The sequence below is a fragment of the Variovorax sp. J2P1-31 genome (genome assembly GCF_030317215.1).
GTDB lineage: Bacteria > Pseudomonadota > Gammaproteobacteria > Burkholderiales > Burkholderiaceae_C > Variovorax.
This window is the reverse complement of the sequence record NZ_JASZYA010000001.1, coordinates 1,110,328-1,126,822: the sequence shown is the minus strand read 5'-3', so window position 1 is coordinate 1,126,822 and position 16,495 is coordinate 1,110,328. Positions and strand designations below refer to the sequence as shown.

Sequence of the window (16,495 nt, the reverse complement as noted above, 5' to 3'; positions counted from 1 at the left end):
AGGGGAAACCCGGAGCTTCAGGGCACCCGGTGGTGCCAGTAGCGCGGCTGCATCGCGCGCTCGCAGCCCACGCTCTGCGGCTGCCGGCTCGACCACCGGGCCGCGCCGCAATGCGGGCTGTCGATCACGGCGGTGCCGCGCGCCGCATAGGCCTCGCGCACCGGCGGTGCCGGATGGCCGAAGCGGTTGCGGTAGCCGGCCTGTACCAGCGCCAGCCGCGGCCGCACCGCGTCGAGCAGGGCCGGGCTCGACGAGGTCTTGCTGCCATGGTGCGGGACCAGCAGCAGGTCGACGCGCAGCGCCCCGTCGGCCGCGCGCGCGGCCAGCGCTTCCTCCTGCGCGCGCTCGATGTCGCCGGCCAGCAGCACGCTCGCGCGGCCGTTGCCGATGCGCAGCACGCAGGACACGCTGTTGGGCTTGGCCGCGACGCGTTCGTAGTCGGCCTCGACCGGATGCAGCAGCTCGAAGTCAACGCCGTCCCATCGCCAGCGCTGGCCGGCCAGGCAGCGCCGCGCCGGCCGCAGCGCCTGCAGCGGATGGGTCGCCTCGATCGAGCTCAGCAGCGCGGCCTGCGGCTGCATCGCGAGCACGGCCGGCGCGCCGCCGGTGTGGTCGCTGTCACGGTGGCTCAGCACCACGGTGTCGAGCCGCTCGCCCAGCGCGCGCAGCAGCGGCACCAGCACGCGCTGGCCCGCGTCGCTGTCGAGGCTGTAGCGCGGCCCGGCGTCGTAGAGCAGGCTGTGGGTCGCGGTGCGCACCAGCACCGCATTGCCCTGTCCGACGTCGGCGGCCAGCAGGTCGAACTCGCCCGCGGGCGGACGCGGCACCTGCCACAGCAGCACCGGCAGCAGCAGCGGCACGCCGAGCAGCCGCGCCGACCAGGGCAGGCGCATCGCGAGCAGCACGCCGCCGAGCACGCCGCCGGCCGCGGCCCACAGCGGCGGCGCCGGCAGCGAGACGGTGGCCAGCGGCAGGGCCGCCAGCCACTCGAGCCACCACGACAGCGCGCGCACCGCCCAGGCCGCCAGGTCCCACAGTGACGGCACCACCGCACCGAGCATGGCCAGCGGCGTCAGCACCAGCGAGACCCAGGGGATGGCCAGCGCGTTGGCCAGCAGGCCCACCACCGACACCTGCTGGAACAACAGCAGGGTCAGCGGCGCCAGCGCCAGCGTGACCACGGCCTGCTCGCGCGCCAGCCGGTACAGGCGTGCGCGCCAGCCCTTGGCCTGTTCGCCATCCACGCCCGCATCGGTGGCGAACAGCGCGGCCACGGCCACGAAGCTGAGCCAGAAGCCGGCCTGCATCAGCGCCCAGGGGTCGGCGATCACCACCACCGCGCAGGCCAGCAGCCACACGCAGGGCCAGGGCCAACGCCGACCCGCGATGCGCAGCAGCGCCACCGTGGCCAGCATCAGCACCGTGCGCTGCGAGGGCACGCCCCAGCCACTGAACAAGGCATACAGGCCGGCCAGGGCCACGCCGCCCACCAGCGCGGCCTGCTGGGCCGGCCAGCGCAGCATCAGCCGCGTGCTGCGGCGCCACAGCCACCCCACGGCCAGCGCCGCGAGCCAGGCGAACATGGTGATGTGGAGCCCCGAGATCGACACCAGGTGCGCGACGCCGGTGGCGCGGTAGATGTCCCAGTCGACACGGTCGATCGCGCTCTGGTCGCCGGTCACCAGCGCGGCGATCACGCCGGCCGTGCGCCGGTCGGCGATGCGCGCGAAGGCCGCATCGCGAACGGCTTCGCGCGCGCGCTCGACCGGATGGCGCCACGTATCGCCGAGGCGTGCGGGCGCTGCATCCTGGGCGCCGGCGCGCACATAGCCGGTCGCCTGCACGCCCTGCTCCCACAGCTGCAGTTCCTGGTCGAAGCCCTTGGGGTTGAGGTTGCCGTGCGGCGCCTTGAGCCGCACGGTGAGCTGCCAGCGCTCGCCGGCGTGCAGGGGCTCGGGGCGACGAAGGGGGGCGGCATCCGCAGCGGGCGTCGCGCGGGCCCAGAGTCCCGTGCCCTCGGCGTACCAGCCCAGCGCCAGGCGCGGCGGCAATTGCACGGCGCCGCCCGCAGGTTCCAGCGAGCGCGCCGACTCGACATCGAAGCGGAAACGCGTGCCGCCCTCGTCGCGCTGCGGCATCTGCGCGACCACGCCAGTGACCTGCAGGTCGCGGCCTTCCAGGGCCGGGTCCAGCGCCTGCGCGGTGAATACCGCCGCACGCCAGCCGGTGAGGCCGGCGCCGAAGGCCAGGCCGATCAGCAGCAGGGCCGCGAGCCCGCGCCGGCCGACGGGGCGCAGGCGCCATCGGACGCGCCAGGCGAGCCCACAGGCCAACGCGGCTGTCACAAGCGCGGCATAGACTGCCCCGGACCACAGCGCGCGCTGCTGCAGTTGCAGGGCCGCGCCCGCGATCGCGCCGGCCATGGCGGCGAAGGCCGCCCAGCCGCGCAGTTCGCGTGGCGCTACCACGAAAACACTCTCGATTCCATACGGCAGGGCCTCCCTTTCAACGCTCTGATGGCGCGTAAATTGCTATGCCTGTGGGCTAGTATGCGTCTCACTTGAGGCACGTCGCCACTCGCTCCGCTCCGAGAACCACTGATGTCCATTCACGCCGCTCTTCACCACGTCACCCACTACAAGTACGACCGTCCGGTGCAGCTCGGCCCGCAGGTGGTGCGCCTGCGTCCGGCGCCCCATTGCCGCAGCAACGTCATCTCGTATTCGCTGCGCATCGAACCCGCGCAGCATTTCGTCAACTGGCAGCAGGACCCCTTCGCCAACTACCAGGCGCGGCTGGTCTTTCCCGAGAAGACGCGCGAGTTCAAGGTCACGGTCGACCTGGTGGTCGAGATGGCGGTCTACAACCCCTTCGACTTTTTCCTCGAGCCGCAGGCCGAGAACTTCCCTTTCAAGTACACGGCCTCGCAGGCCGAGGAACTCGCGCCCTACCTGGTGGCCGACGAGGCCACGCCGCTGGTGCAGGCCTACCTCGACAAGATCGAGCGCAAGGAACAGCGCACCATCGACTTCCTGGTCGGCATCAACCAGCAGGTGCAGCAGGACGTCAACTACCTGATCCGCATGGAGCCCGGCGTGCAGACGCCCGAAGAAACGCTCACCAACGGCAGCGGCTCCTGCCGCGACTCGGGCTGGCTGCTGGTGCAGCTGCTGCGCCACATGGGCCTGGCCGCGCGTTTCGTCTCGGGCTACCTGATCCAGCTCACGCCCGACGTCAAGGCGCTAGACGGCCCGAGCGGCACCACGGTCGACTTCACCGACCTGCACGCCTGGTGCGAGGTCTACCTGCCCGGCGCGGGCTGGATCGGCCTCGATGCGACCTCGGGCCTCTTGGCCGGCGAAGGCCACATCCCGCTGGCCTGCACGCCCACGCCCTCGAGCGCCGCGCCGATCGAAGGCGTGGTGGACGACGCCGAGGTCGAGTTCGGCCACGAGATGGTGGTCACGCGCATCCATGAATCGCCGCGCGTCACCAAGCCCTACACCGAGGAGCAGTGGGCCGAGGTGCTGGCCTTGGGCGAGGCCGTCGACAAGCGGCTGGCGGCCGGCGACGTGCGCCTCACGATGGGCGGCGAGCCGACCTACGTGGCGACCGGCGACCGCGACGCGGCCGAATGGAACACCGACGCACTGGGCCCGACCAAGCGCGGCTACGCCACCGAACTCGTGCAGAAGCTGCGCGCCGAATACGGCGACGGCGGCTTCCTGCATTTCGGCCAGGGCAAGTGGTACCCGGGCGAGCAACTGCCGCGCTGGGCGCTGTCGATCTTCTGGCGCGCCGACGGCCAGCCGGTGTGGCACGACCCCGAACTTTTCGCCGACGAGCGCGTGCCCACCCACTACACCAGCGAGGACGCGCGCCGCTTCACCACCGTGCTGGCGCACCGCCTGGGCCTGACCGAGCGCTACATCCAGCCGGCCTACGAAGACACCTACTACTACCTCTGGCGCGAGCGCCGGCTGCCGGTCAACGTCGACCCCTTCGACTCCAAGCTCGACGACGAGATGGAGCGGGTGCGCCTGCGACGGGTGTTCACGCAGAAGCTCGACGCGGTGATCGGCTACATGCTGCCGATCGAGCCCGCGAGCGCCGACCGCGACGCCCCCGCGCTCGAAGGCCCGGGCTGGAAGACCGGCCCCTGGTTCCTGCGCGACGACCGCATGTACCTGATCCCGGGCGACTCGCCCATGGGCTACCGGCTGCCGCTCGACTCGCAGCCCTGGGTGCGCAAGGGCGACTACCCCTACCTGATCGACCGCGACCCGACCGCGCCCGTGGGCAGCCTGCCCGACGCGGCCGACTACCGCGCGCGCTATGCCGGCCCGCCGGTCGGCCCCAAGGCCGACATGGGCACCGTGCCCTATGCCTTCGGCACGCCGCCGGCCTCGGGCGCGGCGCTGCGCATGCAGACGCCGGGAAGCGCGAGCAGCACGGGCCTCGGCGCGACCGAGGCCGACGGCCGGACGCCGCGCCAGCCCGGTCGCGGCGAATCGGCCCACTGGATCACGCGCAGCGCGCTGTGCGTCGAAGTGCGCGACCCGCGCCGCGCCAACGGACCGGCCGCGGAGAAGGTGGGCAGCGCCTCGGGCGTGCTCTACGTCTTCATGCCGCCGCTCAAGCGCCTGGAGGACTACCTCGACCTGGTCGCGGCCATCGAGGCCACCTCGGTGCAGCTGGGCCTGCAGATCGTGATGGAAGGCTACCCGCCGCCGCGCGACCCGCGGCTGAAGATGCTGGCCGTCACGCCCGACCCGGGCGTGATCGAGGTCAACATCCACCCGGCCAACAACTGGAAGGAGCTGGTCGCCCACACCGAGTTCCTCTACGACGCGGCCTTCGAGACCCGGCTGTCGGCCGAGAAGTTCATGACCGACGGCCGCCACACCGGCACCGGCGGCGGCAACCACTTCGTGATGGGCGGCGCCACGCCCAACGACAGCCCCTTCCTGCGCCGGCCCGAGCTGCTGGCCAGCCTGCTGCTCTACTGGCACAACCACCCCTCGCTGAGCTACCTGTTCTCGGGCATGTTCATCGGCCCGACCAGCCAGGCGCCGCGCGTCGACGAAGCGCGCAACGACCAGGTCTACGAGCTGGAGATCGCACTCAAGGAGATCGCGAAGAACCGCGAGATCTACGGCGCCAACATGCCGGCCTGGCTGGTCGACCGCACGCTGCGCAACATCCTGGTCGACGTGACCGGCAACACGCACCGCAGCGAGTTCTGCATCGACAAGCTCTACTCGCCCGACTCCAGCACCGGCCGCCTGGGCCTGCTGGAGCTGCGCGCCTTCGAGATGCCGCCGCATGCGCGCATGAGCATCGCCCAGCAGTTGCTGCTGCGCGCCTTCATCGCGCGCTTCTGGGACGAACCCTACAAGGCGCCCGCCACCCGCTGGGGCACCGAGCTGCACGACCGCTTCCTGCTGCCGACCTTCGTCAAGATGGACTTCGACGACGTGATCAGCGAGATGCGCCAGGCCGGCTTCGCCTTCGACCCGAACTGGTTCGCGCCGCACCTCGAGTTCCGCTTCCCGCTGGTCGGGCAGGTGCAGGCCATGGGCGTGGAGCTGTCGCTGCGCAACGCGCTCGAACCCTGGCACGTGATGGGCGAGGAAGGCTCGGCCGGCGGCACGGTGCGCTATGTCGATTCGTCGCTCGAACGCATCGAGGTGCGCGTGACCGGCCTCAACGAGAGCCGCCACGTGATCACCGTCAACGGCAAGGTGCTGCCGCTGCAGCCCACGGGCACGGTGGGCGAATTCGTCGCCGGCGTGCGCTACAAGGCCTGGAACCCGCCCTCGGCGCTGCACCCCAGCATCGGCGCGCATGCGCCGCTGACCTTCGACATCGTCGACACCTGGATGAAGCGCTCGCTGGGCGGCTGCCAGTACTTCGTGGCCCACCCGGGCGGACGCAACTACGACACCTTCCCGGTCAACGCCTACGAGGCCGAGAGCCGTCGCATGTCGCGCTTCACGCGCACCGGCCACACGCCGGGCTTGATGAAGACGCCGCCGGCAACGATCGAGTTGGCCGGCAGCCGCGAATTCCCGTTCACGCTCGACCTGCGCAAGTGATGGCGTCTTCCATGCGCATTGCGGCGATTTGTCACGTCTTCCCGGGCGCCGTCGATGACGGCGGTGTGACAATCGGCGCACCGTGGAACCGCTGAACGAATCCCTCTTCGAAGCCCAAGCGCTCGAATCTCCCGCCGCGCTGGCCTCGGCGCTGGCGCCTGCGGCCTCGGCCGGCCACTTCGACGAACTGCGCGGCGCGGCGACGCCGGTCGTGCCTGCGCGGCCGGCCACGCCGACCGCCGCGCCGGTGCTGCACGACGCGGCGCAGCCACCGGCGGCCGCGCCCGCTCCGACGGCCAAGGCCGCGGCGCCGTCCGAACTCACGCCGCCCTGGGCCCGCTTCTTCGACCACCTGGGCCACGGCGGCTTCGCCGACCTGCCGCGGCGTGCCACCAGCATGGCCCGGCAGATCCGCGACAACGGCGTCACCTACAACGTCTATGCCGATGCCGACGGCCCGCAGCGGCCCTGGTCGCTGGACCTGTTCCCGCTGATCATCTCGCCCGAGAGCTGGACCCAGATCGAGGCCGGCGTGCAGCAGCGCGTGCGCGTGCTCGACCGCGTGATGGCCGACGTCTACGGCCCGCAGCAGCTGCTGGCCGAAGGCCTGCTGCCCGCGGCCCTGGTGCGCGGCCATCCCGGCTACCTGCGTTCCATGCACGGCGTGAAGCCGCCCGGCGACACCTGGCTGCACATCGCGGCCTTCGACCTGGCGCGCGGCCCCGACGGCAACTGGTGGGTGGTGTCGCAGCGCACCCAGGCGCCCTCGGGCCTGGGCTACCTGCTCGAGAACCGGCTGGCCATCTCGCGCCAGTTCCCGCAGGCCTTCGAGGAACTGCAGGTGCAGCGGCTGGCCGCCACCTACAGCGCGATGATGGAAGGCCTGCAGCGCATGTGCCCGGCCGGCTCGCCGCCGCACATCGCGCTGCTCACGCCCGGCCCCTACAACGAGACCTACTTCGAGCACGCCTACCTGGCGCGCTATTTGGGCGTGACGTTGGTCGAGGGCAGCGACCTCACGGTGCGCGACCAGCGCGTGTACCTCAAGACCCTGCAGGGCCTGCGCCCGGTGCACGGCCTGATCAAGCGGCTCGACGACCAGTTCCTCGACCCGCTGGAACTGCGCCCCGACTCCACGCTGGGCGTGCCCGGCCTGCTGCAGGCGATCCGCGCGGGCAACCTGCTGGTGGCCAACATGCCGGGCTCGGCCTTCCTCGAATCGCCGGCGCTGCTGGGCTTTTTGCCCGCGCTGGCGCGGCGCCTGATCGGCGAGAAGCTGCAGCTGCCGGCGCTGCCGACCTGGTGGTGCGGCGAGCGCGCCGCGCTCGAGGCCGCGCTGCCGCAACTGGGCGACTGCGCGATCAAGGCCACCTACCCGGGCGAGGATTCGCACACCAGCTTCGAGGCCGTGCTGGGCAGCCGCATGGGCCGGCGCGAGCTCGACGAATGGGCCGGCCGCATCGTGCGCCAGGGCGACGAGCACACGGTGCAGAGTTATTTGCCGCTGTCGCAGATGCCGACCTGGGCCGAAGGCAGCGACCGCGCCGAGCGCGGCCGGATCGCGCCGCGCTCGGTGCTGCTGCGCGTGTTCGCGGTCAGCGACGGCGCGCAGTCCTGGCGCGTGCTGCCCGGCGGGCTGGCGCGGCTGGCCGGGGCCAACGCGCAGATCGCGTCGATGCAGCGCGGCGGCAGCAGTGCCGACGTGTGGGTGCAGACGCACGGCGAGGTCGACCGCACCACGCTGCTGCAGCCGCAGGCCACGCCGGCTTCGCTGGCGCGGCACCGCGCGCCCGTGACCAGCCGCGCGGCCGAGAACATGTTCTGGCTGGGCCGCTACACCGAGCGCGCCGAGAACGCGGTGCGCCTGGCGCGCATCACGCTCGACCTGATGGGCGGCGAGGACCCCTCCTCCCGCACGCTGCTCGAATGGCTGCACGGCCTGGCCACGCGCAACGCGCTGATCGCGCCCGGCGTCCCCATCGGCTCCAAGTCGCGCCGCGTGTTCGAGCGCGCGCTGATCGCCGAGTTGGGCAACGTCGAGACCGGCGGCAGCGTGGGCTACAACCTGCGCTGCGTGCGGCAGGCCGCGGCCGCGGTGCGCGAGCGGCTGTCGCAGGACCACTGGAACCAGATCGTGCGCGCCGAGATCGACTTCCTGCACCAGACCACCGAGGAGCCCGGCGAGACGCTCGACGGCACCCTGGCCGCGGGCGCCGCGCTGCGTTCGCTCGAGGCCGCGAGCGCGGCCCTGTCGTCCATGACCGGCGCGCAGACCGACCGCATGACGCGCGACGACGCCTGGCGCCTGCTGTCCATCGGCCGCCACATCGAGCGGCTGGCCTTCCTGTCGAGCGCGATGGCCGCGGGCTTCGCCAACGGCGCGGTGCACGAGGTCAGCGGCTTCGAGGCCATGGTGGCGCTGTTCGACAGCACCATCACCTTCCATGCGCGCTACCAGCAACGCCGCGACGTGGCGACCATGGTCGACCTGCTGGTGCTCGACGGCGACAACCCGCGTTCGCTGGCCTGGGTCACGCAGACGCTGCGCGGGCGCATCGCCAAGCTCGCGGGCAGCGCGCCCGGCACCTTGACCGCGCTCTCGTACGAGCTGCCCGACCCCGCCATGTGGACGCTCGAGCACCTGTGCGAGACCGACGCCGAAGGCCGCTACCCCGCGCTGATCCAGCTCTTCGAGTTCTGCGAGACCGCGGCCTACCATGTGTCGGATGCGATCGGCATCCGCTACTTCACGCTCACTTCCGAGTCCGTGCGCTCGGTCGGTGTATGAGAAGCCCACCCCCGACGCGCCTGCGGCGCCTCCCCCTCGAGGGGGCGATACCGGCGGCCCGGCAAAGCCGGTTCCGCGGTATCTCTGGACCACCCCCGACGCGCCTGCGGCGCCTCCCCCTCAAGGGGGCGATACCAGCGGCCCGGCGAAGCCGGTTCCGCGGTATCTCTGGCCATTGCCTGTGGCAGGTTCATCCGCTGTCCTCGGCGCGCATTGCCACGGAGAACTGAGATGCGCCTGCACGTCACCCACGAGACCCGCTACGACTACGTGCCGCCGGTCGAGACCGCGCAGCACCTGGCGCACCTCAAGCCGCGCGAGACCGCCTCGCAGAAGCTGCTGAGCCATGCGCTGTCGATCACGCCCGAGCCCGCGCAGCGCAGCGAATCGGCCGACGTCTACGGCAACACGCGCGCCTTCTTCGCGCTCGAGTCGACGCACGAGCACCTGGTGGTCAAGGCCCAGAGCGTGGTCGAGACCTCCGAGCCGGTGCTGGCCGAGAGCATCGCGCGCGAGCTGCCCTGGGAGGCGGTGCGCGAGCGCTTCCGCTATGCCAAGGGCGCGCGCTTCGATCCCGCCTCGGACTTCGTCTTTCCCTCGCGCTACGTGCCGCGGCACGACGACTTCGCCACCTATGCCCGCGCCAGCTTCGTGCCCGGCCGCCCGACCTTCGAGGTGGCGAGCGACCTGATGCAGCGCATGTACCGCGACTTCGACTACGACGCCACCAGCACCGAGATCAGCACGCCCGCGGTCGAGGCGCTGGCGCAGCGCAAGGGCGTGTGCCAGGACTTCGCCCACATCCTGATCGCCTGCTTCCGCACCATGGGCCTGCCCGCGCGCTACGTCAGCGGCTACCTGCTGACGCAGCCGCCGCCGGGCCAGCCGCGGCTGGTGGGCGCCGACGCCTCGCATGCCTGGGTGTCGGTCTACCTGCCCGGCGCGGACGGCCCGGGCGACTGGGCCGACTTCGACCCGACCAACGGCCGCCAGCCCGGCGAGGACTACGTGACCCTGGCCATCGGCCGCGACTACGCCGACGTCTCGCCGATGCGCGGCGTGCTGCACGGCGGCGCGCGCCACACGCTCGACGTGGGGGTGACGGTGCAGCCGCAGGAGGAGTTGGCGGCCGCAGTCGCGGCGGCGCCATCGGCATCGGCATCGGCATCGGCATCGCAGTCGCAATCGCAATCGCAATCCAGGACCTGAACCCCGCCGCCTGCAGGCCGCGGCCTGCCGCGCTACACTCCGCGTCCTCATGGCCCGCCGCCGTTCCCTCCATCGCTGCCTGACCGCCTTCGCCGTGGTCTTGTCGCTGCTGTTCTCGCAGCTGGCGCTGGCCGCCTATGTCTGCCCCGGCGTGCCGGACACGCAGGCCATGGCCGAAATGGTGGCGAGCGCCGCGCCCTGCGAGGGCATGGACATGGCCCAGCCGGTGCTGTGCTTCCAGCATGCGGCCGACCTCTCACTGTCCTTCGAGCCGGTGAAGCTCAGCACGCCCTCGCTGCCCGCCATCGTGCAGATCGTGATGATGCCCCTGGTGCTGGTGTCGGCGAGCCATGCCCTGCCCCGCCAGGCCGAACCCGAGCGGCAGCATCCGCCGCCCGAACCCGTTTTCCTCTCCACGCGCAGACTGCGCGTTTGACCTCTCCGTCGACTGATCGGTGCCGGTGCGGCGTGTCCGCGTGCCGGCGATTGTTTCGTTCGTCTGCGGAGTTTTCATGTCCCATCCTTTCCCGCGCGCGGCCGTCTGGGCCGCCGCGCTGCTGCCGTGCCTTGCCGCGGCCGCGTCCCCGTCTGCCTTGTCCCTCGACGCCGCGCTGCAGCTCGCCGCGCAGCGCTCCCTCAGCACCCGCGCGGCCCAGGCCGGCGTCCTGAGCGCCAGCGAGGCGGCCCATGCGGCCGCCCAACTGCCCGACCCCACGCTGCGCATCGGCGTCGACAACCTGCCCGCCACCGGGCCGGACCGCTTCCACACCGCGCGCGATTCGATGACCATGAAGCGCATCGGCATCAGCCAGGAATGGCTGTCTGCCGACAAGCGCGCGGCACGGCAGGCGGCCGCCGATGCGGCGGTCGATCGCGAAGCGGTGCAGGTGCGGGCCGCCACCGCCGACACCCGCCTTCAGACCGCGCTGGCCTACGTCGACGCCTTCTATGCCGATGAGAACCTGCAGCTCGCCACCCGCATGGAACACCACGCCCATGAGGAGCTGGAAGCGTCGCGCGCCCGCCTGTCCTCGGCCGCGGGCAGCAGCCAGGAGGTGCTAGCACTGGCCGGCGCCAAAGGCATGGCCGAAGACGAGACGGCCGACATCCGGCAGCAGCAGAGCGCGGCCGGCGTCGCCTTCCAGCGCTGGGTCGGCGTCGTGCCCGCAGAGCTGCAGCCGCCGCCCACCATCACGCTGCCCACCGAGCAAGCCTATGTGGCCGCGCACCCCACGGTCGCGACGCTGCAGCGCGAACTCGACATGGCGCGGCGCAACGCCGACGTGACCGCCGCCAACCGCAAGCCCAACTGGAGCTGGGACCTCAGCTACGGCCAGCGCACCGGCTATGCCGACATGGTGTCGGTAGGCGTGAACATCCCGCTGGCCATCGCGCCCGGCGAGCGCCAGGACCGCGACACCGCCGCCCAGCTCGCGCTGGCCGACAAGGCCGAGGCCGCGCTGGCCGAAGCCACCCGGGCCGCCACCGCCGAGTACCGCTCGCTCGCCAGCGATGCGCAACGCCTGCAGCAACGCATCGACCGCTACCGCGACACCGTGGTCGCCGCCGCGGGCCAGAGAACGGCGGCTGCGACGGCCGCCTACCAGTCCAGCCAGGGCAGCCTGCTCACGCTGTTCGAAGCACGGCACGCCGAGGTCGAGGCGCAGCGCAAGCTGCTGGCCCTGCAGCGCGAGCTGGCCCGGACACAGGTCCAGCTGGCCTTCAAGCCGCTCGGCGAAGAGGTGGCGCGATGAAAAGAACCCGCACGATCGGCGCCGCGCTGCTCGCCACCCTGCTGCTTGCAACCGGCGCCTTCTACCTGGGCCGCAGGACGGGCCCGTCGATGGAGGCATCGATGGCCGCGCCTGCCGCCGCCGACACCCGCCAGGTCCTCTACTGGCACGACCCCATGGTGCCGGGCCAGCGCTTCGACAAGCCCGGCAAGTCGCCTTTCATGGACATGCAGCTGGTGCCCGTCTATGCCGAAGGCGCGACGCAAAACACAGGCGTGGCGATCAGTCCGGCCGTGCAGCAGAACCTGGGCATCCGCTACGCGAAGGTGCGGCGTGCCGAGACCTCCACGTCCTTCGACGCCGTCGGCACCGTGCAGTTCGACGAGCGGCTCAACGTGGCCGTGCAGACGCGCGTGGCGGGCTATGTCGAGCAGCTGTCGGTGCGCGCGCCGATGGAGCGCGTGCGCAAGGGCCAGGCCCTGGCGACGGTCTTCGCGCCCGACTGGCTCGGCCCGCAGAACGAGCTGCTGGCGCTCCAGCGCGCCGGCGTGTCGGCCGAGATCGTCGGGGCGGCGCGAGAGCGCCTGCGCGCGCTGTCGATCCCGGCCGATCTCGTGCGGCGCAGCGAAGCGACGGGCACCGCGCAGGCCCGCTATGTGCTCACGGCACCGAGCGCCGGCGTGGTGGCCGAGCTGGGCGTGCGCGAAGGCGTGGCCGTGTCGCCCGGCACCACGCTGTTCCGCATCGCGGGCCTGGACAAGGTCTGGGCCGTGGCCCAGATCCCCGAGGCGCAGGCGCTGCGCCTGGCGCGCGGCCAGAAGGTCCAGGCCGTGCTGCAGGCCGATCCAACGCAGACCTTCAGCGGCACGCTCGACGAGATCCTGCCCGAGATCGACGCGGCCACCCGCACCCTGAAGGCCCGCTTCGAGGTCGACAACCGCAACGGCAAGCTGGTGCCCGGCCTGCTGCTGCGGCTGCAGGTCGCGGGGCCGCGCAGCACCCGGCTGCTCGTGCCGTCGGAGGCCGTGATCCGCACGGGCCAGCGCGTGGTGGTCATCGTGCGCCAGCCCGAGGGCGGTTTCGAGCCGCGCGAGGTGTCGCTGGGGGCCGACCAGGGCGAGGACACCGAGGTCCTCTCCGGCCTGGCCGAAGGCGACCAGGTCGTGGCCAGCGGCCAGTTCCTGATCGACTCCGAGGCGCGGCTGCGCTCGGTGCTGGGGAACATCGCGGCACCCGCACCGGTCTCGGCTGCGTCGGCGCCCGCTGCGGCGATCCACCAGGCCGAAGGCAAGGTCGAGACCGTGGCGCCCGACAGCATCACCGTCTCGCACGGCCCGGTCGCCACGCTCCGGTGGCCGCCGATGACCATGGGCTTCGCCAAGGCCTCGCCCGAGGCCTTCCCGGACATCCGGCCCGGCGACACCGTGCGCTTCGAATTCAAGGAGGGCGGCCCGACGGGCTACGAACTGGTCGGGGTCCAGCGCGTGACGGCAGGCGGCAAGCCATGATCGCCGCCCTGATCCGCTGGTCGATCGGCAACCGCTTCCTGGTGCTGATCGCGACCCTGTTCCTGGTGGCCGCGGGCGCGTGGTCGGTGGCCCGCACGCCGCTCGACGCGCTGCCCGACCTGTCGGACACGCAGGTCATCATCCGCACGCCCTTCCCGGGCAAGGCGCCCCAGGTGGTGGAGGACCTGGTCACCTATCCCCTGACCACCACGATGCTCAGCGTGCCCGGTGCCAAGACCGTGCGCGGCTACTCCTTCTTCGGCGACTCCTTCGTCTACGTGCTGTTCGACGACAAGACCGATCCCTACTGGGCGCGCTCGCGCGTCGTGGAGTCGCTGAACCAGGTGCAGAGCAAGCTGCCCGCGGGCGCCAACGCCGCGCTGGGCCCCGATGCCACGGGCGTGGGCTGGGTCTACGAGTACGCATTGGTCGACCGCACGGGCACGCACGACCTCGGGCAGCTGCGCGCGCTCAACGACTGGTTCCTCAAGTTCGAGCTCAAGACCGTGCCCGACGTGGCCGAGGTCGCGAGCATCGGCGGCATGGTGCGCCAGTACCAGGTGCTGCTCGACCCCGACCGCATGCGCGCGCTGGGCATCACGCAATCGACCGTCGTCGACGCGCTGCAGAAGGCCAACCAGGCCTCGGGCGGCTCGGTGGTCGAATTCGCCGAGGCCGAGTACATGGTGCGTTCGCGCGGCTTCCTGCGCACGCTGGACGACTTCCGCACCATCCCGCTGGCCACGAGCGGCGCCACGCCCGTGCTGCTGCGCGACGTGGCGACGGTGCAGGTCGGCCCCGAGATGCGGCGCGGCATCGCCGAGCTCGACGGCGAAGGCGAAGTGGCGGGCGGCGTGGTCGTGATGCGTTCGGGCAAGAATGCGCGCGCCACCATCGCGGCCGTCAAGGCCAGGCTCGAAGCGCTCAAGCCCAGCCTGCCGCCGGGCGTGGAGATCGTGCCGACCTACGACCGCTCGCTGCTGATCGACCGCGCGGTCGAGAACCTGCGCACCAAGCTGATCGAGGAGTTCATCGTGGTGGCGCTGGTTTGCGCGGTCTTCCTGTTCCACCTGCGCTCGGCGCTGGTGGCGGTGGTGGCCCTGCCGGTCGGCGTGCTCGCGGCCTTCGTCGTGATGCACTGGCAGGGCGTCAACGCCAACATCATGTCGCTGGGCGGCATCGCGATCGCCATCGGCGCGATGGTCGACGGCGCGATCGTGATGGTCGAGAACGTGCACAAGCACATCGAGGCCTTCGAGACCGCGCAGGGCCGGCCACCCACGACGGCCGAACGCTGGCGGCTGGTGGGCGATGCCTCGGTGGAGGTCGGCCCGGCCCTGTTCTTCTCGCTGCTGGTGATCACGCTGTCCTTCGTGCCGGTGTTCTCGCTCGAGGCGCAGGAGGGCCGGCTGTTCGCGCCGCTGGCCTTCACCAAGACCTATGCGATGGCGGCCGCGGCCGGCCTGTCGGTGACCCTGATCCCGGTGCTCATGGGCTACCTGATCCGCGGGCGCATCCCGCACGAGGCCGCCAACCCGGTGAACCGCGTCCTGATGGCCGTGTACCGGCCCGCGCTGGAATGGGTGCTGCGCTTTCCCAAGGCCACGCTGCTCGTCGCCGCGCTGCTGCTGGCGCTGACGGCCGTGCCGCTGATGCGGCTGGGCGGCGAGTTCATGCCGCCGTTGGACGAAGGCGACCTGCTCTACATGCCCTCGGCCCTGCCGGGCCTGTCGGTGTCGAAGGCGGCCGAGCTGCTGCAGCAGACCGACCGCCTGATCAAGACCGTGCCCGAGGTCGCGCGCGTGTTCGGCAAGGCCGGCCGCGCCGACACCGCGACCGACCCCGCGCCGCTCGAGATGTTCGAGACCACGGTCCAGTTCAAACCCAGGGATCAATGGCGCGCGGGCATGACGCCCGACAAGCTGATCGAGGCGCTCGACCACGCGGTGCAGGTGCCGGGCCTGAGCAACGTCTGGGTGCCGCCGATCCGCAACCGCATCGACATGCTGGCCACGGGCATCAAGAGCCCCGTGGGCATCAAGGTGGCGGGCCCGGACCTGGCCACCATCGATGCGCTGAGCACGCAGATCGAGGCCGCCGTCAAGCCCGTGCCCGGCGTGTCCTCGGCGCTGGCGGAGCGGCTCACGGGCGGGCGCTACATCGATGTCGACGTCGACCGGCTCGCGGCCGCGCGCTATGGCCTTTCGGTGGCCGAGGTGCAGGCCGTGGTGTCCACCGCCATCGGCGGCGACAACGTGGGCGAGCTCATCGCGGGCCGCGAGCGCTACCCGATCAACCTGCGCTACCCGCGCGAGATCCGCGACTCGCTGGAGCGCCTGCGGCAGCTGCCCTTCGTGACCGACAAGGGCGCGCAGCTGCTGCTCGGCGACGTGGCGAAGATCGGCATCGCCGACGGCCCGCCCATGCTGCGCAGCGAGAACGCGCGGCTGTCGGGCTGGGTCTACGTCGACGTGCGCGGGCGCGACCTGCGTTCCGCCGTCCACGCGATGCAGGCCGCGGTCGACCAGGCCGTGAAGCTGCCCGCGGGCTACGCGGTGTCGTGGTCGGGCCAGTTCGAGTACCTGGAACGCGCGACCGAGCGGCTGACGTTGGTGATCCCGGTCACGCTGGCCGTGATCTTCGTGCTGCTCTACCTCCTGTTCCGGTCCTTCGCCGATGCGGCGCTGGTGATGGCGGCCGTGCCCTTCTCGCTCATCGGCGGCTTCTGGCTGATCTGGGCGCTGGGCCATTCGATCTCGGTGGCCACGGCGGTCGGCTTCATCGCGCTGGCCGGTGTGGCGGCCGAGTTCGGCGTGGTGATGCTGGTCTACCTCAAGAACGCGTTGGACCGGCGCCTCGAAGCCGGCGAACCCATGAACGACGACACCCTGCGCGCCGCGATCCGCGAAGGCGCGGTGCTGCGCGTGCGGCCCAAGGCCATGACCGTGGCCGTGGTGATGGCCGGCCTGCTGCCCATCCTCTGGGGCCACGGCACCGGCTCGGAGGTGATGACGCGCATCGCCGCGCCCATGGTCGGCGGCATGGTCAGCGCGCCGCTGCTGAGCATGCTGGTCGTGCCGGCGGCCTGGTACCTGCTGCATCGGCGCACCGCCTCTTCTTCCCCTGTCTCTTCCATCCATCCAACCCCAGGAGCTTGAT

General features: G+C 71.7%; 8 protein-coding genes. 7 read left to right on the top strand and 1 reads right to left on the bottom strand.

The features are described from left to right. Positions 1-17: 17 nt before the first annotated feature. Positions 18-2,423 carry a DNA internalization-related competence protein ComEC/Rec2 gene (locus QTI20_RS05175; RefSeq protein WP_286550988.1) on the bottom strand — a complete coding sequence of 802 codons (2,406 nt, stop codon included), beginning with the start codon at positions 2,421-2,423 and terminating at the stop codon, positions 18-20. 177 nt (positions 2,424-2,600) lie between these two features. Here QTI20_RS05175 and QTI20_RS05170 point away from each other — a divergent pair, with 177 nt between their 5' ends. The 7 genes from QTI20_RS05170 to QTI20_RS05140 all read left to right on the top strand — a co-directional run bounded on the left by QTI20_RS05170 (position 2,601) and on the right by QTI20_RS05140 (position 16,494). Next, a complete protein-coding gene (locus QTI20_RS05170; RefSeq protein ID WP_286549611.1) occupies positions 2,601-6,098 on the top strand; it encodes a transglutaminase family protein in 3,498 nt (1,165 codons plus the stop codon). Between the two features lie 91 nt (positions 6,099-6,189). Then, positions 6,190-8,886: a circularly permuted type 2 ATP-grasp protein gene (locus tag QTI20_RS05165; protein ID WP_503011384.1), complete on the top strand. Its 2,697-nt coding sequence runs from the start codon at positions 6,190-6,192 to the stop codon at positions 8,884-8,886. A gap of 231 nt (positions 8,887-9,117) precedes the next feature. After that, entirely contained in the window at positions 9,118-10,095 is a 978-nt protein-coding gene (locus tag QTI20_RS05160) for a transglutaminase family protein (protein WP_286549615.1), read from the top strand. Between the two features lie 49 nt (positions 10,096-10,144). Next, on the top strand, positions 10,145-10,531 hold the full coding sequence (locus QTI20_RS05155) for a hypothetical protein (RefSeq protein WP_286549618.1): 387 nt from the start codon (positions 10,145-10,147) through the stop codon (positions 10,529-10,531). Positions 10,532-10,607: 76 nt separating this feature from the next. Continuing rightward, complete coding sequence (locus QTI20_RS05150; RefSeq protein ID WP_286549620.1) at positions 10,608-11,849, top strand: TolC family protein; 1,242 nt, start codon at positions 10,608-10,610, stop codon at positions 11,847-11,849. After that, positions 11,846-13,336 carry an efflux RND transporter periplasmic adaptor subunit gene (locus tag QTI20_RS05145; RefSeq protein WP_286549622.1) on the top strand — a complete coding sequence of 497 codons (1,491 nt, stop codon included), beginning with the start codon at positions 11,846-11,848 and terminating at the stop codon, positions 13,334-13,336. Before QTI20_RS05150 ends, QTI20_RS05145 begins: the two co-directional genes overlap by 4 nt. Beyond that, positions 13,333-16,494: an efflux RND transporter permease subunit gene (locus tag QTI20_RS05140; RefSeq protein ID WP_286549624.1), complete on the top strand. Its 3,162-nt coding sequence runs from the start codon at positions 13,333-13,335 to the stop codon at positions 16,492-16,494. Before QTI20_RS05145 ends, QTI20_RS05140 begins: the two co-directional genes overlap by 4 nt. Position 16,495: the final 1 nt, after the last annotated feature.